Annotated in this window: 28 protein-coding genes; 27 read left to right on the top strand and 1 reads right to left on the bottom strand. The window is 38.7% G+C overall.

What is annotated here, in order from left to right:
* The coding region (locus V4T18_RS15095; protein WP_332650725.1) for a hypothetical protein at positions 1 to 251 on the top strand (251 nt) is incomplete at its 5' end.
* A gap of 19 nt (positions 252 to 270) precedes the next feature.
* Here V4T18_RS15095 and V4T18_RS15090 read toward each other — a convergent pair.
* On the bottom strand, positions 271 to 810 hold the full coding sequence (locus tag V4T18_RS15090) for a DUF2529 family protein (protein WP_332650722.1): 540 nt from the start codon (positions 808 to 810) through the stop codon (positions 271 to 273).
* 138 nt (positions 811 to 948) lie between these two features.
* Between V4T18_RS15090 and V4T18_RS15085 the strand changes: the two genes are divergently transcribed.
* From V4T18_RS15085 to V4T18_RS14960, 26 genes are all read left to right on the top strand, one after another.
* A complete protein-coding gene (locus V4T18_RS15085) occupies positions 949 to 1,305 on the top strand; it encodes a response regulator (RefSeq protein ID WP_332650720.1) in 357 nt (118 codons plus the stop codon).
* Positions 1,306 to 1,445: 140 nt separating this feature from the next.
* Complete coding sequence (locus V4T18_RS15080; RefSeq protein WP_332650718.1) at positions 1,446 to 2,300, top strand: class II fructose-bisphosphate aldolase; 855 nt, start codon at positions 1,446 to 1,448, stop codon at positions 2,298 to 2,300.
* A 107-nt stretch (positions 2,301 to 2,407) separates the two neighbouring features.
* Positions 2,408 to 3,058, top strand: coding sequence for a fructose-6-phosphate aldolase (gene fsa, locus V4T18_RS15075; protein ID WP_332650715.1), 651 nt, complete (start codon positions 2,408 to 2,410; stop codon positions 3,056 to 3,058).
* A gap of 43 nt (positions 3,059 to 3,101) precedes the next feature.
* Positions 3,102 to 4,385 (top strand): UDP-N-acetylglucosamine 1-carboxyvinyltransferase, encoded by a 1,284-nt coding sequence (locus V4T18_RS15070; protein WP_332650733.1) that lies wholly within the window; start codon positions 3,102 to 3,104, stop codon positions 4,383 to 4,385.
* A 69-nt stretch (positions 4,386 to 4,454) separates the two neighbouring features.
* A complete protein-coding gene (glpX, locus tag V4T18_RS15065; RefSeq protein WP_332650713.1) occupies positions 4,455 to 5,417 on the top strand; it encodes a class II fructose-bisphosphatase in 963 nt (320 codons plus the stop codon).
* Positions 5,418 to 5,528: 111 nt separating this feature from the next.
* The gene (gene rho, locus V4T18_RS15060) at positions 5,529 to 6,812 is read left to right on the top strand and encodes a transcription termination factor Rho (protein ID WP_332650711.1); all 1,284 of its coding nucleotides are present in this window, start codon (positions 5,529 to 5,531) and stop codon (positions 6,810 to 6,812) included.
* 182 nt (positions 6,813 to 6,994) lie between these two features.
* Positions 6,995 to 7,198: a 50S ribosomal protein L31 gene (gene rpmE / locus V4T18_RS15055; RefSeq protein ID WP_332650708.1), complete on the top strand. Its 204-nt coding sequence runs from the start codon at positions 6,995 to 6,997 to the stop codon at positions 7,196 to 7,198.
* A 78-nt stretch (positions 7,199 to 7,276) separates the two neighbouring features.
* Positions 7,277 to 7,849: a thymidine kinase gene (locus tag V4T18_RS15050; RefSeq protein WP_332650705.1), complete on the top strand. Its 573-nt coding sequence runs from the start codon at positions 7,277 to 7,279 to the stop codon at positions 7,847 to 7,849.
* 113 nt (positions 7,850 to 7,962) lie between these two features.
* The gene (gene prfA, locus V4T18_RS15045; protein WP_332650702.1) at positions 7,963 to 9,039 is read left to right on the top strand and encodes a peptide chain release factor 1; all 1,077 of its coding nucleotides are present in this window, start codon (positions 7,963 to 7,965) and stop codon (positions 9,037 to 9,039) included.
* A complete protein-coding gene (gene prmC, locus V4T18_RS15040) occupies positions 9,026 to 9,889 on the top strand; it encodes a peptide chain release factor N(5)-glutamine methyltransferase (RefSeq protein ID WP_332650700.1) in 864 nt (287 codons plus the stop codon). The genes prfA and prmC overlap by 14 nt, the downstream gene beginning before the upstream one ends.
* Before the next feature lie 44 nt (positions 9,890 to 9,933).
* Complete coding sequence (locus tag V4T18_RS15035; protein ID WP_332650699.1) at positions 9,934 to 10,500, top strand: stage II sporulation protein R; 567 nt, start codon at positions 9,934 to 9,936, stop codon at positions 10,498 to 10,500.
* 101 nt (positions 10,501 to 10,601) lie between these two features.
* Positions 10,602 to 11,639: an L-threonylcarbamoyladenylate synthase gene (locus tag V4T18_RS15030; RefSeq protein ID WP_332650697.1), complete on the top strand. Its 1,038-nt coding sequence runs from the start codon at positions 10,602 to 10,604 to the stop codon at positions 11,637 to 11,639.
* Between the two features lie 308 nt (positions 11,640 to 11,947).
* On the top strand, positions 11,948 to 12,400 hold the full coding sequence (locus V4T18_RS15025) for a low molecular weight protein arginine phosphatase (protein WP_332650695.1): 453 nt from the start codon (positions 11,948 to 11,950) through the stop codon (positions 12,398 to 12,400).
* The gene (locus tag V4T18_RS15020; RefSeq protein WP_332650693.1) at positions 12,397 to 13,683 is read left to right on the top strand and encodes a methyl-accepting chemotaxis protein; all 1,287 of its coding nucleotides are present in this window, start codon (positions 12,397 to 12,399) and stop codon (positions 13,681 to 13,683) included. Before V4T18_RS15025 ends, V4T18_RS15020 begins: the two co-directional genes overlap by 4 nt.
* Before the next feature lie 134 nt (positions 13,684 to 13,817).
* Positions 13,818 to 15,035: a carboxylate--amine ligase gene (locus V4T18_RS15015; protein ID WP_332650690.1), complete on the top strand. Its 1,218-nt coding sequence runs from the start codon at positions 13,818 to 13,820 to the stop codon at positions 15,033 to 15,035.
* A gap of 737 nt (positions 15,036 to 15,772) precedes the next feature.
* Positions 15,773 to 16,210 (top strand): ribose 5-phosphate isomerase B, encoded by a 438-nt coding sequence (gene rpiB, locus V4T18_RS15010; protein ID WP_332650730.1) that lies wholly within the window; start codon positions 15,773 to 15,775, stop codon positions 16,208 to 16,210.
* 14 nt (positions 16,211 to 16,224) lie between these two features.
* A complete protein-coding gene (locus V4T18_RS15005; protein WP_332650688.1) occupies positions 16,225 to 16,779 on the top strand; it encodes a TIGR01440 family protein in 555 nt (184 codons plus the stop codon).
* A gap of 13 nt (positions 16,780 to 16,792) precedes the next feature.
* Entirely contained in the window at positions 16,793 to 18,034 is a 1,242-nt protein-coding gene (gene glyA, locus V4T18_RS15000) for a serine hydroxymethyltransferase (RefSeq protein ID WP_332650686.1), read from the top strand.
* A gap of 173 nt (positions 18,035 to 18,207) precedes the next feature.
* Positions 18,208 to 20,379 carry an EAL domain-containing protein gene (locus V4T18_RS14995; RefSeq protein WP_332650684.1) on the top strand — a complete coding sequence of 724 codons (2,172 nt, stop codon included), beginning with the start codon at positions 18,208 to 18,210 and terminating at the stop codon, positions 20,377 to 20,379.
* 129 nt (positions 20,380 to 20,508) lie between these two features.
* A complete protein-coding gene (gene upp, locus V4T18_RS14990; protein ID WP_332650681.1) occupies positions 20,509 to 21,138 on the top strand; it encodes a uracil phosphoribosyltransferase in 630 nt (209 codons plus the stop codon).
* Between the two features lie 60 nt (positions 21,139 to 21,198).
* Entirely contained in the window at positions 21,199 to 22,320 is a 1,122-nt protein-coding gene (gene wecB, locus V4T18_RS14985) for a non-hydrolyzing UDP-N-acetylglucosamine 2-epimerase (protein ID WP_332650679.1), read from the top strand.
* A 525-nt stretch (positions 22,321 to 22,845) separates the two neighbouring features.
* Positions 22,846 to 23,217: an ATP synthase subunit I gene (locus tag V4T18_RS14980; RefSeq protein ID WP_332650677.1), complete on the top strand. Its 372-nt coding sequence runs from the start codon at positions 22,846 to 22,848 to the stop codon at positions 23,215 to 23,217.
* Positions 23,218 to 23,247: 30 nt separating this feature from the next.
* Entirely contained in the window at positions 23,248 to 23,973 is a 726-nt protein-coding gene (atpB, locus tag V4T18_RS14975) for a F0F1 ATP synthase subunit A (RefSeq protein WP_332650675.1), read from the top strand.
* A 74-nt stretch (positions 23,974 to 24,047) separates the two neighbouring features.
* On the top strand, positions 24,048 to 24,260 hold the full coding sequence (gene atpE, locus V4T18_RS14970; RefSeq protein WP_010857993.1) for a F0F1 ATP synthase subunit C: 213 nt from the start codon (positions 24,048 to 24,050) through the stop codon (positions 24,258 to 24,260).
* A 170-nt stretch (positions 24,261 to 24,430) separates the two neighbouring features.
* Positions 24,431 to 24,952: a F0F1 ATP synthase subunit B gene (gene atpF / locus V4T18_RS14965; protein WP_332650728.1), complete on the top strand. Its 522-nt coding sequence runs from the start codon at positions 24,431 to 24,433 to the stop codon at positions 24,950 to 24,952.
* Entirely contained in the window at positions 24,949 to 25,479 is a 531-nt protein-coding gene (locus V4T18_RS14960) for a F0F1 ATP synthase subunit delta (RefSeq protein ID WP_332650669.1), read from the top strand. Before atpF ends, V4T18_RS14960 begins: the two co-directional genes overlap by 4 nt.
* The last annotated feature ends 18 nt before the right edge of the window (positions 25,480 to 25,497 follow it).

The following is a 25,497-nucleotide window of genomic DNA, read 5'->3' as shown; positions in this document are numbered from 1 at the left end:
ATCCGAACCAAAGAATGAGCTATCCGCACAAAAGCTGGTCGTATCCGAACAAAAGTAGGCTATTCGCACGAAAGCCGGGCGTATCCGCACAAAAGGTTGAGCCATCCGCACAAAAGCCGATCGTATCCGCACGAAAGCAGAGTCTATCCGAACAAAACACCACCACCCAAAAAAACCAATCCCAAACCAAAAAAACCACCACCACCCCAAAAAACCAACCCCAAACAAAAAAAACCACCACCAAACAATAGGTTCGGTAGTGGTTAACGATTATTCCGCTAATTCATCCTCATCAGAAATCATTTCATCATAATTCATTTTTATTGCTTCATAGATATACAGCGCTGCGATTAAATGGGGAAACACGATACGTTCACCTAGATTTGTTGGGTGTGGTAAAATGCCACCGCGTATCTTCATGCTAATATACGTATAGGCAAGCTCGCTCAGTACATTCTCTTCATTCGCTACTTCACTTGCAACGGCTGAAAATGGAATAAAGTGATCATAAAGCTGCTGGGCTAATGAAATAGCGTCCGCGTTATTTGCACTGCGCGTGAAAATACAAACACGGTCAGCTTCAGTAATTTTAGTAGCTGGTGTCCAGGGAATGAGTTTTACGAAAGGCGCTTCACTCGATAGGGCATTCATCTCTACTGCCTTCATCTCACCGAAGCATGCAAAATATACATTTCCATGTCCAATTGTAGCTTGTGCAAGTAAACGAGCTGTATCCTCAATTGCTTCTTCTTCACTTGCTTGAATTCGTCCTAATAGACCATTTAATTGAGTAGTTAAAATTTTCGACATAAATCCACCTCCACTCTATTATAAAATTGAATCAATCTAATTGCAAAATGGGGAATTTGATATAATAATAAGCAGGAATTGGAAAAAAAGTATAGAATATATTATAGATTGACAATTATCGGTAAGGGGAGTCGTGATATGAAAAGAATATTAATTGTAGATGATCAACATGGAATCCGACTTTTATTAAATGAAGTATTTAAAAAGGAAGGCTATCAAACATTTTTAGCGCCGAATGGAATAGAAGCTTTACGCATTTTTGATGAGGAAATAATAGATTGTGTATTATTAGATATGAAAATCCCAGGAATGAATGGTATAGAGATTCTTCGTCATCTAAAGGAAAGAAATTCTGCTATTCCAGTCGTGATGATGACTGCCTACGGAGAGCAAAATATTATTGAAGAAGCACTCCAATTAGGTGCAGTAAGTTATTTTACAAAGCCATTTAACATTTTTGATATTCAAAACGAAGTAAAGAAAATATTAGAATAATAAAGTGTCGAATTTTCACTTCCATAGTGAAAAATAATTCTGTATACACTAAAGCAGGCAGTAGCGCATACTGGCTGTTTTTGTTATGATTGATTTGAATGTTTTCCATCAATATTTATATCCCAAGGAGGATTTTTATAATGACATTAGTTTCTATGAAAGAAATGTTAATTAAAGCAAAAGCAGAAGGGTATGCTGTAGGTCAATTTAATATTAACAACCTAGAATTTACACAAGCAATTTTACAGGCGGCACAAGAAGAAAATTCACCTGTTATTTTAGGTGTATCTGAAGGTGCTGGTAAATACATGGGTGGCTTTATCTCAGTTGTACATATGGTGAAGGGCTTAATTGAAAGCTACAACATTACTGTACCTGTAGCTATTCATTTAGACCATGGTTCTAGCTTCGATAAATGTAAAGAAGCGATTGACGCGGGCTTTACATCTGTAATGATTGATGCTTCTCACCATCCATTTGAAGAAAATGTAGAAATTACGAAAAAAGTTGTCCAATATGCACATGCTAAAGGTGTATCAGTAGAAGCGGAATTAGGAACTGTTGGTGGCGAAGAAGATGGCGTGATTGGCGGCATTATTTATGCAGATCCACAGGAATGTAAAAACCTTGTTGAAGCAACGGGCATTGATTGCTTAGCGCCTGCTTTAGGTTCAGTGCATGGTCCTTATAAAGGGGAGCCGAACTTAGGCTTCAAAGAAATGGAAGAAATCTCTAACTTAGCGGACCTTCCTCTAGTACTACACGGAGGCACTGGTATTCCAACAAAGGATATCCAGCGTTCAATTTCTTTAGGTACTGCAAAAATTAACGTGAACACAGAAAATCAAATTGCAGCAACAAAAGTAATCCGTGAAGTGTTAAACAACGATCAAAAAGTGTATGATCCTCGTAAATATTTAGCACCTGCTCGTGAAGCTATCAAAACTACGGTTATTAGTAAAATGCGCGAATTTGGTAGCTCTCAAAAAGCTTAAGAGAAAGCGAACAGCTTGAAGTGATTGCAGGAGAAGTGTCTGAGTAAATCAGCCTTCTCTTGATTTTTGATATAAAGAACTATACTTGTCAGGAGGATTTTATTACTATGAAATTTTTTATTGATACAGCGAACTTGGATGAGATTAAAGAAGCACACTCTTGGGGTATTTTATCAGGTGTTACAACAAACCCATCCATTGTAGCAAAGGAAGCAAATATTTCATTCCATGATCGTTTACGTGAAATTGCTGAGCTAGTTGATGGCTCGGTAAGTGGGGAAGTAATCTCTTTAGATGCTGAAGGGATGATTAAAGAAGGACTTGAGCTGTCGGCAATCCATCCGAACATTACGGTAAAATTACCGATGACACCAGATGGCCTTAAAGCATGTAAATTCTTCGCCGAAAAGGGTATTAAAACGAATGTAACCCTTATTTTCTCTGCTAATCAGGCATTAATGGCTGCTCGTGCAGGTGCCACTTATGTATCACCATTTTTAGGCCGTCTTGACGATATCGGTCATAATGGTGTTGACTTGATTTCAACGATTGCTGACATCTTTACAATCCACGATATTAAAACTGAAATTATTGCCGCTTCAATTCGTCATCCGCAGCATATTACTGATGCAGCGTTAGCGGGTGCGCATATTTCTACAACACCATTCAAAGTTTTAAAGCAATTATTAGATCACCCATTAACTGAAAAAGGAATTGAAGGATTTTTAGCGGATTGGTCGAAGCGTGAAGGTCAATAATAAGAAAAATAATCTTTCCAACCATGAGGAGTCGTACGCTTATATGGATGTTTATAAAATTACAGGCGGCAAACGTCTACAAGGTACAATAAAGGTAAGTGGTGCAAAAAATAGCGCTGTTGCTTTAATCCCTGCATCAATTTTGGCGAGCTCTTCCGTTACAATTGGAGGGATTCCAGAAATTTCAGATGCATGGACACTAAAAGCCTTGCTTGAGGAAATCGGTGGCGAAGTAACATTTGACAATGGAAAAATGACAATTGATCCGAGCAAAATGCTTGCAATGCCTCTTCCGAATGGCAATGTAAAAAAGCTCCGCGCCTCCTATTACTTAATGGGGGCTATGCTCGGGCGCTTTAAAAAGGCTGTCATTGGGTTGCCTGGTGGATGCTTTTTAGGTCCACGTCCTATTGACCAACATATCAAAGGGTTTGAGGCGTTAGGTGCAACCGTAACAAATGAGCACGGCGCAATCTACTTACGTGCTGATGAATTACGCGGTGCAAAAATTTATTTAGATGTTGCCAGTGTCGGTGCAACAATCAATATCATGCTTGCTGCAGTTCTTGCAAAAGGTCGGACTGTCATTGAAAATGCAGCGAAGGAGCCTGAAATTATCGACGTGGCGACATTGCTTTCAAATATGGGTGCGAAAATTAAAGGAGCTGGTACGAGTGTAATCCGTATTGACGGTGTAGAAGAATTACACGGTACGAAGCATACAATTATTCCAGACCGTATTGAAGCGGCAACCTTTATGATTATGGCAGCTGCAATAGGCGATGGTGTTTTAATCGATAATGTGATTCCTCTTCATTTAGAGGCTGTGATTGCGAAATTACGTGAGATGGGCGTTCAAATTGATGAGGACGAAGAAAGTATATTCGTACCGAAGCAAGGTCCGCTTCATGCAGTAGATGTAAAAACGCTTGTATACCCAGGTATTCCGACTGATGTACAGCAGCCACTTTCGGTGTTATTAACGCAGGCAACAGGATCATCTAAAGTAACGGATACAATTTACTCTGCACGCTTTAAGCATATTGATGAGCTTCGTCGAATGAATGCCAAAGCGCGTGTTGAAGGAAATACGGCAATTATTGAAGGGCCAACAGCTCTTGAAGGATCAACTGTAACAGCTACAGATTTACGTGCAGGTGCAGCACTTGTACTCGCTGGTCTCCTTAGTAAGGGAGAAACAGAAATACACGATATATATCATATTGAGCGCGGCTATAGCTCACTCATTAAAAAGCTTTGCGCGCTTGGTGCAGATATTCGTCGTGAAACAATTCTGACAAGTACTCAAAACCGTCTAGAATCTTAAGGCGATGAATATGTTACAATGGTAGTGAAAGTTTCAGCAATAGGGCTGAAAACGGGAGGCAAATTTATAATGGAACGTAGTTTATCAATGGAAGTAGTCCGCGTGACAGAGGCTGCAGCAATTGCTTCAGCCAAATGGATGGGACGCGGACTAAAAAATGAAGCAGATGACGCAGCAACAACGGCAATGCGCGTTATGTTTGATACAATCCCAATGCATGCAAAGGTTGTTATTGGAGAAGGTGAAATGGATGAGGCACCGATGCTATATATCGGTGAAGAGCTCGGTTTACGTAATGGTGGACCAGAAGTAGATATCGCTGTCGATCCTTTAGAAGGTACAAATATTGTAGCGAAGGGAACAAATGGCGCGATGACAGTTTTAGCCATTGCAGATCGTGGTAATCTTTTAAATGCACCAGATATGTATATGGAAAAAATCGCTGTAGGACCAGAAGCGGCAGGGAAAGTAGACATTAATGCTTCTGTTACGTATAACTTATTACAAGTAGCGAAAGCGAAAAATAAGGATATTTCTGACGTTGTAGCAACACTTTTAGATCGTCCACGTCACCAAGCAATCGTTGATGAAATTCGCGAGGCAGGTGCCCGTATTAAATTTATTCAAGATGGTGACGTAGGTGCAGCAATCAACACTGCATTTGATGAAACAGGTATTGATATTATGTTCGGTACGGGTGGTGCCCCTGAAGGCGTCATTTCTGCCGTAGCATTAAAATGTCTAGGTGGCGATTTCCAAGCAAAACTTGTACCGGAAGATGAGGCACAGCTACAGCGTTGTAAGGAAATGGGTATAGATGTTGATAAAGTCCTTTCTATGGATGACCTTGTAAAAGGGGATGATGCTATTTTTGCAGCAACTGCTGTAACAGATTGCGAGCTTTTACGTGGTGTACAATATAAAGGCGCGTATGCATTAACGCATTCAGTCGTTATGCGTGCAAAATCAGGAACTGTTCGTTTTATTGAAGGACGTCACAGTTTCGAAAAAAAACCAACTTACAATAAATAACTTCTAAATATAATATGCCCGGAATACCTTTCTCCGGGCATCTTCTTACAAGTTTCATCCACTTCGAGAACATCCATAATATAAAAAATCTAAATAGACTGGGGACATGTTATGTCAGCTCTTACAATTGCGCAACTAGAAGATATGACGTTAAAAGAGTTATATGCTCATGCGCGCGAAGTTAAAGTTTCTTACTATAGCAAGCTTAATAAAAAAGAATTAATTTACGCCATTTTAAAAGCTCAATCAGAACGAGAAGGCTATTTCTTTATGGAAGGTGTACTAGAAATCGTATCTCAGGAAGGATTTGGCTTCCTTCGTCCAATCAACTATGCACCATCAAAAGAGGATATTTATATTTCAGCCTCACAAATTCGTCGTTTTGACCTTCGTAACGGGGATAAAGTAACGGGAAAAGTACGACCACCAAAGGAAAATGAACGTTATTATGGCTTATTGCAAGTACAAGCAGTAAATGGTGAGGATCCAGAGGTTGCAAAAGAACGTGTTCACTTCCCGGCCCTAACGCCATTATATCCAGATCGTCAAATTAAACTAGAAACAGAATCTAATAAATTATCAACACGTATTATGGATTTAGTCGCGCCAGTTGGGTTTGGTCAACGTGGTTTAATCGTTGCGCCACCAAAGGCAGGTAAAACATCATTATTAAAAGAGATTGCGAATGCCATTACAACAAATTATCCAGAAGCAGAGTTAATTGTTTTACTAATTGATGAGCGCCCAGAAGAGGTAACAGATATCGAACGTTCAGTAAAGGCAGACGTTGTTTCCTCAACATTCGATGAAGTGCCAGAAAACCATGTGAAGGTTGCTGAAATCGTATTAGAGCGTGCCCGCCGTTTAGTGGAGCATAAGCGTGATGTAATCATTTTAATGGACTCGATTACACGTTTGGCTCGGGCGTACAACTTAGTTATTCCTCCAAGTGGCCGTACACTTTCTGGTGGTATTGATCCTGCAGCATTCCACCGTCCAAAACGATTCTTTGGTTCAGCACGTAATATAGAAGAGGGCGGTAGTTTAACTATTTTAGCAACAGCATTAGTCGATACTGGCTCTCGTATGGATGAAGTAATTTACGAGGAATTTAAGGGAACAGGTAACTTAGAGCTACATTTAGATCGTCATTTAGCTGAGCGCCGTATCTTCCCAGCACTTGATATCCGTCGTTCTGGTACACGTAAAGAAGAATTATTAATTCCGGCTAACCAACTAGAGAAGCTTTGGGCAATTCGTAAAACATTTTCGGATGCACCAGATTTCGCCGAAAAATTCTTACGTAAATTACGTACAACAAAATCGAATGAGGAGTTTTTCGAGAAGCTAGATGCTGATATGAAAAAAGCGACAAAAGGAAAAGGTTTACTATAAAATACCCCTTGCATTTTTGGAATCGTCTATGCTATTATACTTTAAGTATGCAACGTGCACATATGTAGCTGGCTTTAACGCTTTTATTACGGTTCATCTGTAATAACATATTCGGGCTATGTAAGGTGCAGTTCGAATAATACTCTGTACCAGATGGTTCAGGGCGAGAGGAGAAAACGAATATGAAACAAGGAATTCACCCAGATTACAAAACTGCAGCAGTAACTTGCTCTTGCGGTAACACTTTTGAGACTGGTTCAGTAAAGGAAAAAATCGTTGTCGAGTTCTGCAACGAATGTCACCCATTCTACACTGGTCGTCAAAAATTCGCGTCTGCTGACGGACGTGTTGATCGTTTCAACAAAAAATACGGTCTTAAAAACTAATTTTGATAAAATGCCTGCTGAGCGTAAAGTCGTCCAGCAGGCATTTTTTTCAGCAATAATTAGAAAGGGGACAGAGCATTGGCACAGTTATTTTTTAAATACGGGGCAATGAATAGTGGAAAATCGATTGAAATTTTAAAAGTAGCACATAATTATGAAGAACAAAATAAGCCGGTATTAATCTTCACTTCGGGAATCGATACGCGAGATGAAGTAGGTGTAGTATCGAGTAGAATCGGTCTGAGAAGTGAAGCTATTGCCATTTTCGATAGAACAAATATTTTTGATATTGTCCGAAATCATGAGGAAAAGCTGTATTGTGTATTAATTGATGAGGTTCAATTTTTAACAAAGGAGCATGTCCAGCAATTAACGCAAATTGTAGATGAGCTAAATATTCCAGTAATGGGATTCGGTTTAAAAAATGACTTTAAAAACGACCTATTTGAAGGAAGTCGCTATATGCTCATTTATGCTGATAAAATTGAGGAAATGAAAACGATTTGTTGGTTCTGCCATAAAAAAGCTACGATGAACCTTCGTGTTGATGAAAATAAAAAGCCAATCTATACGGGTGATCAAATTCAAATAGGTGGAAATGACTCTTATTATCCTGTATGTCGCAAATGCCATCAAAATCCACCACTTTAATGAAAGATTTTCGCATAATTGTAGCATGAGAGGCGCAATTTCTTTATACTATTGAAGGTGGAATATAAACAACTTGCCAGTATGGCTTATATAAATAGTAGAGGTGAAAATCAATGTTTGATCGATTACAAGCGGTTGAAGATCGTTATGAAAGGTTAAATGAATTACTAAGCGATCCAGATATCGTGAACGACAGTAAAAAGCTTCGTGATTATTCAAAAGAGCAATCAGACATCCAAGAAACAGTCGAAGCATACCGAGAATATAAAGAAGTAAAGCAACAGTTTGCAGATGCACGTGAAATGCTTGATATCGAAAAAGATCCAGAAATGCTTGAGATGGTAAAAGAAGAATTTAACGACTTAAAGGGACAAATTGACGAGCTAGAGGAACGCCTTCGTATCCTATTAATCCCGAAAGATCCAAACGATAATAAAAACGTAATTATGGAGATTCGTGGAGCTGCAGGTGGAGACGAGGCGAATATTTTTGCCGGAGACTTATTCCGTATGTATACACGCTATGCCGAAACACAAGGCTGGAAAATCGACATTATGGAAGCAACACCGAATGCAATGGGGGGCTACAAAGAGGTCATCTTCATGATTAATGGGCAAGGTGCCTATTCGAAATTCAAATTTGAAAATGGTGCCCACCGTGTACAGCGTGTTCCGGCGACGGAATCACAAGGCCGTATCCATACATCAACAGCTACAGTAGCATGTTTACCAGAAGTGGAAGAGGTCGATGTAGATATTCACGAAAAAGATATTCGCGTTGACACGTTCGCATCATCTGGTGCGGGTGGTCAATCCGTAAATACAACAATGTCTGCTGTTCGTATGACCCACTTACCAACAGGGGTTGTTGTATCGATGCAGGATGAGCGTTCTCAGCTGAAAAACCGTGATAAGGCGTTAAAAATTCTACGTGCACGTGTAGCAGATATGTATCGTCAAGAAGCACAAAAGGAAATTGATGCAACACGTAAATCAGCAGTCGGAACAGGCGACCGTTCTGAGCGTATTCGTACGTACAATTATCCACAAAATCGTGTAACAGATCACCGCATCGGCTTAACAATTCAAAAGCTTGACCAAATTGTCGAAGGTAAGCTAGATGAATTTATCGATGCATTAATTTTAGAAGAGCAAGCTTCTAAATTAGAGAGCTTAAATGACAGAGCGTAAAACAATTTTTGAGGCCCTAAATGGGGCTTCTTCTTTTTTAGTGGATAAAGGTCGCGATGAAAATGCAGCAAGACTCTTACTGCAGCACATTTTGGGGACGAATTACTCAGGGCTCATGATGCGTATGCAGGAGACACTTACAGAAGAGCAATTAACAACATTCCATCTGTACATCGAAGCGCATGGGAATGGGAAGCCAATTCAATATATAACAGAGGAAGAGGAATTTTACGGGCGCACGTTTCAAGTTGACGAATCCGTTTTAATTCCACGACCTGAAACAGAGGAATTAATCGTCTGTGCACTGCAATCTATGAAAAAAATATTCGGTGAACATGCGCCGATTAAGCTTGCAGATATTGGTACTGGTAGTGGTGCGATTGCGATTACAATGAAAAAGGAATGGGCAGAGGCGAGCGTAACTGCAACAGATATTTCCCAAGTAGCGTTAGAAAAGGCTAGAATAAATGCTGCCAGTCTACAAGCCAATATCGATTTTCGTTTAGGTGATTTAACGGAGCCAATTTCAAATGAAAAATGGGATGTTGTTTTATCTAATCCGCCGTATATAGCATTTGACGAGGCAGCAGAAATGTCAGAGGTCGTGCTAGCGCATGAACCACATTCGGCACTTTTTGCAGAAGAGGATGGACTTATTCTATATCGAAAGTTGGCTGAAAGTTTACCGACACTAATGAATAAGCCGGCCTTTATTGCAGTCGAAATTGGCTATAAGCAAGGACAAGCGGTAAAAACTTATTTTCAGCAGTACTTTCCAAAAGCCCATGTAGAAGTGCTAAAAGATATAAATGGAAAAGATAGAATCGTTTTTTGTGAAATAACGGAATAAAATAGAAACTCCTTGTCAATGATAGGTGGCAAGGAGGGATTTATATGTTACGTGATTACGAGATTGTTAGAAAGCCAAATATATTCTTTGCAGTGATTAAACTATTAGCCAGTGGACTTGCCTTATATTGTATCGTTCTATTAGTACCGACTATTGTAGAAGTTGCTGAGGCAACTAGAGTAGTAGAAGAGGACTCAGTCAAAATACGTGTTATTGCTAATAGTAATACGGATAAGGATCAGCAAATCAAGCAGGAAGTTGCAGAAAGCTTAAATTCGCTCGAGCCAATCCTAATGCAATATGAACGGAATGAGATTAAAGATTCCGATGTCTATAATGAAGTAAGCAGCTTAGTGGAAAAAGATTATCCACAATTAGATGTGAGTGTGTCGATTGGGGATAACTTAATTCCACCGAAACTCTATTTGAACTCTTTTTATCCACAAGATTCTTACAATTCGATCGTTTTGAAAATCGGGAATGGACGTGGAGATAATTTCTTTTGTTCAATATTTCCTAGTATTTGCAAGGAACCAGAAGAGGAAGAAGAGCAGGAAGAGGAAGAAGTACGCTTTGTGCTTTGGGATTGGTTTAAGGGATTATGGTCGTAGGAGTTGTGCACATTTTCTGAAAACTTATACACAATTTCTTCGAAGTTATTAACAAATTGTGGATTACTAGAAAGAATTGTTAGAAATAAAGGAGTGAAACGATGAAAACGCTACTATTAACCGTGGATAATTGTGTGAATAATTCAGAAATTTATTCACAAGCTGTGGATTACTTAAACAGAGGTGAGTTAGTTGCCTTTCCAACAGAAACAGTTTATGGCTTAGGGGCAGTTGCTACAGATGAGAGTGCGATAAGGAAAATTTTTGAAGCGAAAGACCGTCCTTCTGATAACCCGTTAATTGTTCATATCGGAAATGTTGAAGAAATACCTACTTATATAGAGTATATTCCCGAAGTAGCCAAAAAATGCATGGAAAAATTTTGGCCGGGACCGCTTACGATCGTTATGAAGGCAAAGGATGGGGTCGTAGCTCCAAGTGTCACAGCGGGCTTAAATACGGTCGGAATAAGAATGCCAGATCATCCAGTAGCACTTACTTTATTACGGACTTTAAAAAAACCATTAGCAGCGCCTAGTGCCAATCGAAGTGGAAAACCGAGTCCAACGAAGGCATTTCATGTGAAAGAAGATATGGATGGACGTATCCCGTGTATAATAGACGGTGGCACAACGGGGATAGGCTTAGAGTCCACTGTACTTGATGTAACAACAGAGACGCCTGTCATTTTACGCCCAGGTGGTGTGACGAAGGAGATGCTAGAGGAAGTCATCGGTCGGGTTGCACAGCCGACGTTACAAGAGCAAAAGGAAGAAAAGACTCCAAAAGCACCTGGCATGAAATATACCCACTATGCACCTGAAGCACCGGTTTATCTGATCGATGACAGCACAAATTTATACGAGGCGATTGCTAGACTGCAGGCGGAAGGTCATACAGTAGCATTGCTTGCACCAGATGGCTATGAACAGTGCGGAGCAAATTATTTCTTTACTCTTGGTGATGAGAACGAACAGCAACAAATGGGCGTGTACTTATATGATGCGTTGCGTGCTTGTGATAAAACAGATGCAACCATTATTTTAGCAAGGGCTACATATAAAAAAGGTGTAGGCGTGGCCATTATGAACCGTCTCGAAAAAGCTGCCGGCGATAAATGGTATAACAACAAAAAATAAAAGCGAAAACTTCACGATATTTGTGGAGTTTTTTTATACTATAATGGTAGTTTCATAATTTAAATGATTTATAATGTTATTTTTTAGTATATATTATTATCTTTTGTAACAATTAGAGTTTGGTATATAGTTCTTTTTACTTTCAAATATATGATATCTTTACTTTTATTCTATTATTAAATTTGATATGCTAGATTACAAATACATGCTTAAAAGTAGTATATTTCGTGATTATTACGTGTATATTTTTAGTTTAGATAGGGAATTTGCAAGAAATAAACGACAAATGGATATGGAGAGATAGATCGATGAATATTTATTTTGTATGTACAGGGAATACTTGCAGAAGTCCAATGGCAGAGGCAATTTTAAAGAATAAACAGCTGCCTAATGTTGAGGTGCGTTCGGCAGGTATTTATGCACTCGAGGGCGGAGAGATATCAGAGAATGCAAGGGCGGTGCTTGCAGAAGAAAATATTCAACATAATCATGTTTCCAAGGGAATCAATCAGCAGGATATTGAATGGGCAGATGTAATATTAACGATGACAAGTGCACATAAGGATATGGTATTACGATTTTTTTCTCAAGCTCAAAATAAAACCTTTACATTAAAGGAATATGTTACGCCATATAGTGGACAAGATGTATTCGATCCATTTGGCGGAGACCTCAATCTTTATAAGCAAACGTATCAAGAATTAAAACGACTGATAGAAGAACTAGAAATTAAATATAGAGAGGGGTTACCAAAAGAATGAAATCTAGTAGGAAAGCATTTAACTTACGCAGAAAATTAATATTATTTGTTGGTGTTTTAGCCCTGATAACATACTCGGTTAGCTTTGTATTTATTGAATTTATACAACCTACTTTTTTTGCAGGGGTAGACCGAAAATTATTTGAAGTGATTACATACGGATTAGGCATTACGTGGTCTTGTATTTTAGCAGCTATTTTTAGTATTGTCCTTGTTCGTCCTCTACAGCAGCTTGAGGAGACGGCAACGCGTGTAGCAGAAGGAAATATCGGGCAGGATGTCAATATGCCTCGAACAAATGATGAAATTCGTTCGGTAGCGGAGGCGTTCCAACTAATGCTGACGAATTTACGCAAAATGGTAGACGGAATTGAGGATAATTTTCATACAACGAATAGTACGATTCAAAATTTATCAGACCAAACTGCGGCAGCATCCAAGCAATCGGAAAGTATTGCGGGTACTGTAAGTCAAATTTCGAGAGGATCAGACATTTCTGCAACTGCAGTACAGGACACGGTAGAGGCAATTGAAGATGTACGAATACTAGCAACGGAAGTAAATGATCTTGCATTAAACTCTGCAACGCAATCTCATTATATTATTGAAAATTTAACGGAAACAACAGATGCGATTCAAAGTTTAGTAGAGAGTATCCGTAAAATTGCAAAGGGCAATGAGCAAGCGTTAGAAAATATTAAAGAGCTTGAAAATAATGCTCAACAGGTTGAACGTATTATTGGGCTTGTGGGTGATATTGCTGCACAAACGAACTTATTAGCGCTGAATGCATCGATTGAAGCTGCACGCGCAGGGGAACATGGAAAAGGCTTCGCTGTTGTGGCCGAAGAGGTGCGTAAATTAGCGGATGAAAGTGCAAATGCGGTTAACGGCATTACAGCTTTAATTCAAACGATTCAAAACAATGTTAATGTTGTTGTAAAGCAAATGAATGAACAGGTTACGTATGCAGTAAGTGAATCGAATCGCGTATCAGAAACAACCGCTGCAGTTGAAGGCATGGCTAATAATGTACATGGCATGGCGAATGCCGTTGTAGATATTTCTAAGCTTGTAGAAAAGCAAATGCACAATATTGAAACGACTGCACGTCAATCGCAGGAAGTTGCAGCGATTACGCAAGAAACATCGGCGAGTGCACAGGAGGTTAGTGGTGCAGCGACAGAGCAGGCGTATTCTATCGATCAAATAGAAAAGCTATCGCAGCATTTACAGCAGCAGTCCGATGAATTGCATAAAGTAATTCGTCGATTTGAACGCTAGGAATAAATAATGTTAGAATAAGAACGTGGTGGCAAATACTTGTCATCGCGTTTTCTTAATGGTTTGGCTAGTATAATTGCTAGTGAGGCAAGCATTACGACATTTTAAACAACAAGCAAAAAGTAGGAGGACTTATGGGTGACAATTATCCATTCATTCCAATAATCGTTGGAACTGATATAAATGCATATACGATGACCATTTCCTTTCATGAGGAATATGGTATTAGGCCAATCTTAGTAGGGAAGGCACCCCTACCATTCACAAAGTTAAGTACAATTCCGAAGGTCATCGAGTATTTTGATGAAATATCGGATCCGGAAAAATTCGCGTCTGTTTTAATAAAGGTAGCCGATAAGTATAAGGAGCCTAACAAGAAGCTTCTTTTAATTGGTACAAATGATTTATATGTACGATTAATTATTGAAAATGCAGAAATATTACGAGAGCATTTCGTATTTAACTATATTTCAGAAGAGATCATGAATAAGCTTCAAATTAAATCGAATTTTTACAAGCTATGTGAAGAATTAGGAGTAGATACTCCAACAACATATTTTTATAGCTGTGAATCTCAGTCAGACTTTGATGAAGAGATGGTCTATCCAGTCATTGTAAAGCCAAGTAATGGGATTATGTATAATGAACGGAAATTTGCTGGTCAGCAGAAAGTGTATAAAGTGAACACACTCGAAGAATTAAACCGTGTTATTCATATGATTAAAGAGAGTGGTTATTCGGACGAGCTCATTATCCAAGATTACATTCCGGGCGATGATACATACATGTGGGATTCGGTTGTGTATGTTAGCTCCCGTGGAGAGGTTCAGCTTGTAACCTTTGCAAGAGTCGTGCTGCAGGAGCATACACCAACCGCGATTGGGAATTATACAGCAGTAATGACATCTTATAATGAGGAAATGATGAAAAAGCTGCAAGGATTTTTAGAGCATGTTGGTTATACAGGCTTTGCAAATTTCGATATTAAATATGATGAGCGTGATGGGAAATATAAGCTATTTGAAGTAAATATTCGTCAAGGTCGTTCGAGCTATTATACAACCCAAACAGGTCATAATATGGCACGTTATTTTGTGGATGACTTGATTTACGGAAAAGAGAAGGAGCTAACTTATTTAAAAGAAGATTATTTATTTACTGTTGTGCCGAAAATTGTTTTAAAGAAGTTTGTTGGGAATAAGGAAGTACAGCAGGAAATTCGTCGTTTACTTCGCCAACGTAAATTCGGAAATCCATTGTTTTATAAAAAAGATAAACATTTTAAACGAAAATTATATATGTTTGCCCGCCAGGTGAACTACTACTTTAAATATAAGAATAATAATTGGTGATATTTTTTTGATGATATCCAAAATAATCTAAAAAAATGAGTAAACTTACATCCGTAAAATTCTAATTAAGTTCTGTTTTAAAAGTAAATCGCTGATTTCCGTTTCAGGCGGTCGCTTTCCGCGGGCGAAGCGTTGAGCCTCCTCGTCGCCAGGTGCTCCTGCGGGGTCTCAACACTCCGCTTTCCCGCTGGAGTCGCCGCCTTTCACTCCAATCAACGAACATCCACCCTTTACAAATCTAAATGAATAATAATATCCGTAAAGAGTTTTATCTCTAAATATAGACTCTATAAAATCAGGAAGTAAAAGGGGAATTTAGGAAACAAGTATTTTTAAATTTTCTCATTTAGAATTGTAATATTAGGCAAGCCCCGCCACGTAGACTTCTGTGGGAAAGCGAGACAGACGAGACCCCACAGAATTTGCACACGTGCAAATTCGAGGAGGCTCGGCGCTCGCCCACGAAAAGCGAAGTGGCGGGGCTTGCCAGTTGAAATATTGCTCACTCTTTTTTAGAGTAGTCGGTAAAGGTTGAATAGATTCAATTGACGAAAAAATAAACGAATACTATAAAAAATATGGAGGATACGGCAATATTGTCGAACGTTTTTAGCCTTTTAATGATTTAATATTCGTGTTTTGTTCAGTATAATTATGAAAAAGCCTAAAAAAGATTTTTTTATAGTCCAATTAATGTTACACTATGTATGATTATATTTCGAAAAGAGGGAATTTCATTGAAAATCGCTATCTCTTCAGATCACGGCGGTAATAACCTACGTAAGGAGATTATGGCTCTTTTAGATGAGTTAAATATTAGCTATGAAGATTTTGGTCCACAAACAAATGAGTCAGTAGATTATCCAGACTATGCTCGTCCAGTTGCAGAAAAAGTAGCGGCGGGTGAATTTGATCGTGGGATTCTAATTTGCGGCACAGGTATAGGTATTTCAATTGCGGCTAACAAATTTAAAGGAATTCGTTGTGCGTTAGTGCATGATGTATTTTCAGCAAAAGCAACACGTTGTCATAATGATTCCAATGTATTAGCAATGGGTGAACGTGTGATTGGACCTGGCCTTGCAAGAGAAATTGTTGCAGCTTGGTTAAACACAGATTTTGAGGGCGGTCGTCATACTCGTCGTGTCGAAAAAATATCCGAGTTAGAAAAATAAGAGGCGATTTGAAAATGGAGTATATTGAAACAATAAAAGGTCAACTTAATCAATTACTAGAAGAGTTTGAAAGGCAGGTTACGTTTCAGCCGAAGCAGCTTTTAGTTATTGGTTGCTCTACTTCAGAGGTACTCGGACAACGCATCGGAACTTCAGGAACATTGGAGGTCGGTGAGGTTATCTATGAATTATTATCGAAATTTTCGAAAAAACACGGATTATATATTGCTTTCCAAGGCTGTGAGCATATTAATCGTGCCTTAACGCTCGAGCGAGAGGCGGCTGAATATTATCGGTATGAGCCAGTTACTGTCACGCCAGTTCGTACAGCTGGGGGTGCGATGTCAGCCTATGCTTACACAAAGATGTCACATCCAGTTGTAGTAGAAAATATCCGTGCACATGCGGGAATTGATATCGGGCAAACAATGATCGGTATGCATTTAAAAGAAGTAGCTGTACCAATCCGAACATCTGTGAAAACAGTTGGTGAGGCGATTATTACGTTAGCAACGACGCGTCCTAAGCTAATTGGTGGCGAACGCGCACAATATACACTAAACATTTAGGGGGATTTACACTATGGCATTTGAAAAATTAGCTCTTCAAGACAAAGCCGTTTTAGACGGTATTTTAGCAGAGAAAAAACGTCAAAATTCAAACATCGAATTAATTGCTTCTGAAAACTTTGTAACGGAAGCGGTAATGGAAGCACAAGGTTCATATTTAACAAATAAATACGCTGAAGGTTACCCTGGTAAACGCTACTATGGTGGCTGTGAGCATGTGGACGTTGTAGAAGATATCGCACGTGATCGTGTAAAAGAATTATTCGGCGCAGAGTATGCAAACGTTCAGCCTCACTCAGGTGCACAAGCAAACATGGCCGTATACCACACAATTTTAAAGCCTGGTGACACAGTACTAGGTATGAACTTATCGCACGGCGGTCACTTAACACACGGTTCTCCAGTAAACTTCTCTGGTGAATTATATAACTTCGTAGAATACGGTGTAACTGAAGATACACATGTGATCGACTATAACGATGTTCGTGAAAAAGCAATCGCTAACAAGCCGAAATGTATCGTTGCAGGTGCTTCAGCTTACCCACGTGAAATTGACTTTGCAAAATTCCGTGAGATTGCAGACGAAGTAGGCGCATACTTAATGGTAGATATGGCGCATATTGCTGGTCTAGTAGCTGCTGGTGAGCATATGTCTCCAGTTCCTTATGCTGACTTCGTGACGTCAACTACACATAAAACATTACGTGGTCCACGTGGTGGTTTAATTCTTGCTTCAAAAGAATGGGAGCAAAAATTAAATAAAGCTGTATTCCCTGGTATTCAAGGAGGACCTTTAATGCATGTAATCGCTGCAAAAGCAGTAGCATTCGGTGAAGCTCTTCAACCTGAGTTCAAAGAATATGCAAAACAAATTAAAGTAAACGCTAAAGCATTAGCAGCTAGTTTAATAGAAGAAGGCGTTGAAATCGTATCAGGTGGTACGGATAACCACTTATTACTACTAAATGTAAAATCTTTAGGTTTAACAGGTAAAGTGGCAGAGCACTTACTAGATGAAGTAGCGATTACAACGAATAAAAATACAATTCCTTACGATACAGAATCTCCATTCGTAACATCTGGAGTACGTGTTGGTACTGCAGCAATTACGACACGTGGCTTTAAGGAAGAGGATGCAACAGAAGTTGGTAAAATTATTGCTTCTGTTCTAAAAAATCCAGAAGATGAGGCTGTGAAAGAAGAAGCACGTCAACGTGTCCAAGCATTAACGGACAAATATCCATTATACGCATAATAAATAAAAAAAGAGGTACTTTTGCACTAAGCAGGAGTACCTCTTTTTTTTGGATATAATAGAAAAAAACCTAAAAATATACCTTTTACATATTGCTTACTGCATATATATTCAGTAATAATTAATAGTAGTAACATATCTGTATTTATAGATTGAGATAAGGAGGGGTGTCTATGGCTATTCAATTACCAAGTAGGAGATATGAAATATTATACCGCGCTATAAAGTCGTTAGGTGATAAGTCGAACAGAAGCTATCTAATTTTAGACTCAGATTTTAATATTGCGTACTGTAATGAGCTCTATAGTCAATTAACAAACTTTCAACTATCGGAAATCGCGTACCGACCTTTTCAATCATTTGTATATAATACAAAAGGTGATAATTATATTACAGAAATACAAAAACGTCTTCAGCAAGGGAAAATTACGAAGGCGGAAATACTACATAAGAAAAATAAAGGAAAAACCTTTTTTTCAGAAATCGAATGTTATCCTTTTCAAAATGAAATAGGCGAAACACAGCTAGTCTTATTATTCGTAAAAGATTCCACGTATATACAAATCTATGAGTTAATGAACCGACTTGAGCAGGAAATGTTCGGAGCTATTCAAAGAGAAAGCTCATTTTTTGAACAAATTCAGCTCATATGTAATGGAATGGATGAGCCGTTTTCTCCTCATTGTTTAACGACGATTGCTATTAAAGAAAAAGAGCAAATACATATTATGTCATCAGATCAGTTTGGCGAATTCCAAAAGATTAACTACGTATTAAAAGATCCCATGGAAATTGCGACGTATGAATCTTTAATAGGAAACACGGAACCGTTCATAGATCAACATATAGAAGGAACACATCTACATGCCTACCATAAGGAATTTGCACGCTCTAGAGGCCTTAATGGCTGTGTCCATTTTCCAATCAGTCAACAGAACAGTGAAAGTCTAGGTGTGATAACGATTTATTTCGGAAAGAAAGGATATGCTAATAAACCGTATATTCAGCTTATAGATAAAGTGGTAGATTTAATATTTTTGGCGTATACCTATGAAAAAAAACAGCAGGAAATTTATCAGCTAGCATACATAGATCCTTATACTGGAATTGTAAATAGAGAAGGATTTATAAAAAGAATTAAAGAGCTTGGATCCCAACGACAAAATGGAGTAATTAAAATCCTTGAGCCGAGTGAATTCTCAAGAATTGTCGAGCTATATGGACGTGCGGCCGGTCAAGAGGTATTGAAACAACTATTCGAGCGATTTTTAAAGGAAAGCGTTCACCGTTCGATTATTATTGGTCGCTTCTCAAGCTCTTCGCTCGTCCTCTATACGACTCGTTCAGAGGATCGCTTATTTGAAACAGAGGTATTGTTAAAAAAACTGGTCGAACAGCCCTTTGTTATTAATGACCAAAGAATTTATATTTCAATAAAATGTGGCATTGCCATTTTTAAAAAGCAGGACTATTTAAACGATAGTATACGGCATGCTGAAAGTGCACTAACGGCTGCTAAGGGACATGCAGGCACGTTTATAAGTTATTATCAAAAGCGGACAGACGAGCAGCTTGAAAAAGAAATGCATATCTTAAATCACCTAAATGAAGCGGTCAAAAATAAAGAGCTAATGGCATATTTTCAACCTAAGGTAGAGCTGCGTAGAGGTCGTATCGTAAGTATGGAAGCACTTGCTAGGTGGTATTCATCGAAGCTTGGCTTTGTGTCGCCAGCTGATTTTATTCCAATAGCCGAGCGGGCAGGGCTCATACGTGAAATTGATTTACAAATTATTGAGCAAGTGTTGATTTGGTTCCAGCAACGACAGTATAAGGGGAAACGGATTGTACCAATTGCTATCAATATTTCACCAGAGCATTTCTATCATCCGAAATTTGTCGAACAGCTCGAAGATTTAGTGAAAAAATATTATGCAGACCCTAATTATTTAATTATTGAAATAACAGAAAATTTAGGGCTTGAGGATATCGAGCGTGCACAAAAAATTATTAGAGAATTATTTGTTCGTGGATTTAAAACAAGTGTCGATGACTTTGGGATTGGCTATTCCTCTCTCAGTTATTTGCAAAAGCTTATGTTTTCAGAATTGAAAATAGATCGAAGCTTTACTTCCCGTATACATGAGGCGGGAACATATGCAATCGTACGCTCGATTATTCAAATTGCTTATAACCTAGAAATTAGCGTTGTAGCAGAAGGTGTAGAGACAGAAGAGCAGGCTGAAGTATTGCAACAACTTGGCTGTGATTATGCTCAAGGATTTTTATATCATAAGCCAATGTCCATTGAAGAAATTGAAGATAAAAGAGTATTGGATGCATGAATTTATGAGGAATATTAAATAAATATTCCAAATTATAACGTCAAGAAACTGTGATAACTGTTTTTGTCACAGTTTCTTTTTTTGTGCTATACTATTTCAGATAAACAACAGTTAGGAGAGATCTACTCTATGAGTAAAGTATACGTTTTTGATCACCCATTAATTCAGCATAAGCTTACTTATATTCGTGATATCAATACAGGCACAAAAGAATTTCGAGAGCTAGTAGATGAGGTAGCAACGTTAATGGCCTTTGAAATTACTCGTGAGCTACCACTTGAGGAAATTGAGGTAGAAACACCTGTAACAAAGGCTAAAACAAAAGTATTATCAGGTAAAAAAATTGCCATTGTTCCAATTTTACGTGCAGGTATCGGTATGGTTGACGGGGTATTGAAATTAATTCCAGCTGCTAAGGTTGGTCATATTGGTTTATACCGTGATCCGGAAACGTTAAAGCCAGTAGAATATTATGCGAAGCTGCCAGCTGATGTAGAAGAGCGTGACTTTATTATCGTTGATCCTATGTTAGCAACAGGTGGCTCAGCAGTTGAGGCAATTAACTCACTGAAAAAGCGTGGAGCAAAAAGTATTAAATTCATGTGCTTAATCGCCGCTCCAGAAGGTGTAGAGGCGATTCAAAAAGAGCATGACGATGTAGATATTTATATTGCAGCGTTAGATGAAAAGCTAAATGATCACGGCTATATCGTTCCAGGCCTAGGTGACGCAGGAGACCGTTTATTCGGTACAAAATAAAAATACAACAGGGATGCTATATTGTAGCATCCCTATTTCTCATAGGAAAGGTGAAGAGCATTGACGAAAAAGTTTAAAGTAATGACGATTTTTGGTACGCGACCAGAAGCGATTAAGATGGCGCCGCTCGTGTTGGAGCTAGAAAAACACCCTGAAACGATTGAATCCATCGTGACAGTGACAGCGCAGCATCGACAAATGCTTGATCAGGTGCTTGAGACATTTAATATTCAACCAAATTACGATTTGAACATTATGAAGGATCGACAAACGCTAATCGATGTTGCAACAAATGCGCTGCAAGGGTTAGATAAAGTGATGAAAGAAGCTCGTCCTGATATTGTACTTGTACATGGTGACACAGCAACAACGTTCATCGGTAGTTTGGCTGCATTTTACAATAAGATTGCCATTGGTCATGTGGAGGCGGGACTTCGTACAGGACAAAAATATTCGCCATATCCTGAGGAAATGAATCGTCAGCTGACAGGTGTGATGGCAGATTTACATTTTGCACCAACAGAGCAATCGAGAGAGAACCTTTTAAAAGAAAATAAGCCAAATGATGCGATTTATATTACAGGAAATACAGCAATTGATGCATTAAAAACGACAGTTAGTAAAGAATATAGTCATCCGATCCTTGAGAAGATTGGTGCGGACCGTATGATTTTATTAACTGCACATCGCCGTGAAAATTTAGGAGAGCCGATGCGTAATATGTTCCGTGCGATTAAGCGCCTTTTAGCAGAGCACGCGGATGTACAGGTAGTCTATCCCGTGCATATGAATCCAGCTGTTCGTGAAATTGCCAATGATATTTTAGGTGATGACCCACGTATTCACTTAATTGAACCGCTTGAAGTCTTTGATTTCCATAACTTTGCTTCCCGTTCATTTATGATTTTAACTGATTCTGGTGGCGTGCAGGAGGAGGCACCTTCATTAGGAAAGCCTGTACTTGTCCTGCGAGATACAACAGAACGTCCTGAAGGTATTGCGGCTGGTACGTTAAAGCTTGCGGGTACAGATGAAGAAACAATTTATAAGCTTGCGAATGAATTATTAACTGATTCCACAGCTTATGAGACTATGGCGAAAGCTTCCAATCCTTATGGGGATGGTTTTGCTTCACAACGAATTGTTGATGCATTACTTAATTTTCTGCAAAATGAAAAATAAAAACATTCAAAAAAATAAAAATTCATTTTTAAAAATAGTATTTAGCGAAAAGTAGTTTAAAGTAGCGAAAATCGTCGTTAGTTTAAGGTGTGGAAATGTATTTGTGAATTTTCATACACAAATTTGTCAACAATTTGACAAGGAATTCTCTCTTGTGAAGTTTTTCACCAGAACTAATTGACATCAAATATCCCCTATTGTATGCTAACAAAGGGTAAGAATGATAAGGGTTTCCTATAGTCAAAAGACCTTGAAACACTTGTTATATCAAGTTTCTACTAGATTGACAGTCGTAACCAAAAACTGTCAATTTACAACATTTTTATGGCTCAAGATTTTTGTCCATAAAGGTGGTTGACGTTTTAGTAGCAGAATTAGTTGCGTGAAAAGGACATGCTAGGCAGCTTTACTATTTGTTACTAAAAGGCAACATTGCTTGTAGTACATTCACTACACACTGCCATTCGCTTGATGGTCATACAAGATTCTTTACTCGAAAAAAATGGTTCAGGAGATTAATTGCCAATGCTAGATTTGCATCATATTTTCGCTATGCAGAAGAAAGCGTTATTTTTTTTGCTCGCTCTTTGTGCTTTAGGCTGGGGATTTACTGCATACCAAACAGTGTTCGCCGGAATAGCCGTAGGTGCATTTTTTGGCACGTATAACTTTTGGATTTTACTTCGACGAATGGAGAAGTTTGACCGTTCCATTGGTGAAGGGACGAAAACACCATCAATAGGTACGGCTTTACGGTTCGGATCTGGTGTTGCGGCAGTCGCAATTGCAATTTCGTTGCCACAATATTTTCACTTAATTAGCACGGTCATTGGGCTAATGATTCCGTACATCTTCCTCGTTGTTGAGCGAGTAGTACACTATGTCAAAAACCATTAAAGTGCATTGGAAAGAGAGGTGAATGCAGAAATGAATCATAAAAGTCCTGAAGCGGTACTTGACCTTGGCTTTGTTTCATTAACATTTAACTTATCAACAGTGATGATGTTAATGGTGTCAGCGGTCATCGTGTTCTTAATTGCTTTTATTTCGACACGTCGCTTAGCACTTAAGCCAACAGGTATGCAAAACTTCATGGAGTGGATAATGGACTTCGTGAAAGGCATTATTTCAGGTAACATGGACTGGAAAACAGGTAGTCGGTTCCATATTCTTGGGATTACACTTATCATGTTCGTCGCAGTGTCCAATTTGTTGGGGCTTCCATTCGCAATCATGTATGATGATTACTTATGGTGGAAATCACCAACAGCTGACCCAACAGTAACAATGACATTAGCAGCTATGGTAATCGTATTAACGCATTACTACGGTATTAAAGCTAAAGGAACTGGTGGTTATGTAAAAGAAACATACTTCCAGCCAATGTCGTTCATGTTCCCATTAAAGATTGTTGAGGAGTTTGCGAATACGTTAACTCTTGGTCTACGTCTTTACGGTAACATTTATGCCGGTGAGATTTTACTTGCGTTAATCGCAGGTTTAGCAACATCTGGTGCAGTAGGCTTCATCGGTGCGGTTGTTCCGATGATGGCATGGCAAGGATTCTCGATCTTTATCGGGTTTATCCAAGCTTTCATTTTCACTATGTTAACAATGGTTTATATGGCACACAAAGTGAGTCACGACCATTAATTATAAATTTCCACATTAACCACGTGGTCATTTGAATCAAAAAAAAAAGCAAATTCCAAGGAGGAAATTTTACAATGGGTTTATTAGCAGCAGCAATCGCAATCGGTCTAGGTGCACTTGGTGCAGGTATCGGTAACGGTCTTATCGTTTCAAAAACAGTAGAAGGTATCGCTCGCCAACCAGAGGCTCGTGGCGTTCTTCAAACTACAATGTTCATCGGGGTAGCATTAGTTGAGGCCCTTCCGATCATCGCGGTAGTAGTAGCATTCATCGTAATGAACAAATAATCTTAGGATTATTAGATGATAATGGCGAAGCACATCTTCGCCATTCCTTTTGTATGGGTAAGGATATCTCCTTCTCCAATCATAATTAGTAGTAATTAACACTGAAAGCAAAGTTTTAAACATTATAGATTTTTTTGAATATCCAAGCTCTTGAAGGGAGTGAAACAATCGTGGTATTAGATAAACTGGTACTTGGTGCTGGAGCAACAGGTCTTAATACAGGTGATATCCTTGCAACAGTTGTAATCTTCGGCGTTTTAATGCTTCTTTTAAAGAAATTCGCATGGGGTCCATTAATGGGCGTAATGCAACAACGTGAAGAATTAGTTGCAAGTGAAATCGATGCAGCTGAAAAAGCGCGCAAAGAAGCTCACCAATTATTAGAAGAACAAAAAAGCATTTTAAAAGAAGCTCGTACTGAAGCACAAACAATTATTGAAGGTGCTAAAAAGCAAGCTGATGTGACACGTGAAGAAATCGTCACTACAGCTCGTAACGAAGCTACTCGCTTAAAAGAAGCTGCTGTTCGTGATATTGAAGCAGAAAAAGAGAAAGCAATCGCTGCTGTTCGTGAAGAAGTGGTTTCACTATCAGTTCTTGCGGCGTCTAAAGTTCTTGGAAAAGAAATTTCTGAGGCTGACAACAGCGCATTAATTAAAGAAACGATTGCGAAGGCAGGCGAAGCGAAATGAGTCAAGTAGCTAAGCGCTATGCTGAAGCATTATTCGGATTAGCAAGCAATCAAAATATCATTGCTGAAGTAAGCGCAGATTTAAAGGAGCTTTCAAAAGTTGTAGAAACAACACCTGAATTACTTTCATTAGTAAATGCTCCTAAAATTTCTGCTGAACAAAAGAAAGCAATGTTAGCAACTATTTTAGTAAACGTGAATTCAGCAGTACTTAATACAATCAACCTTTTAGTTGATAAAAAACGTATTAATGAAATTGCTGAAGTAGCACAAGAATTCCAAGCTTTAGCAGCGTCTGCACAAGGTGCTGCAGAAGCAACAGTATTTTCAACTCGTGCTTTAACTGACGAAGAACGTGCGGAAATTTCTGCATCATTCGCAAAGTTAGTAGAAATGGAAAAACTAGACATTACAAACGTAATTGAGCCATCTTTAATAGGTGGTATTCGTGTACAAATCGGCAACTACATTTATGACAGCACAGTAGCAGCAAAGCTAGATGGTCTAAAGCGTACGTTAGTTGGTTAATTTTAAGAAATGTGAGAG

Source organism: Lysinibacillus sp. 54212, assembly GCF_036662795.1.
Lineage (GTDB): Bacteria > Bacillota > Bacilli > Bacillales_A > Planococcaceae > Lysinibacillus_B.
The sequence above is the reverse complement of the archived record's forward strand: the minus strand, read 5'-3'. Positions and strand labels throughout refer to the sequence as shown.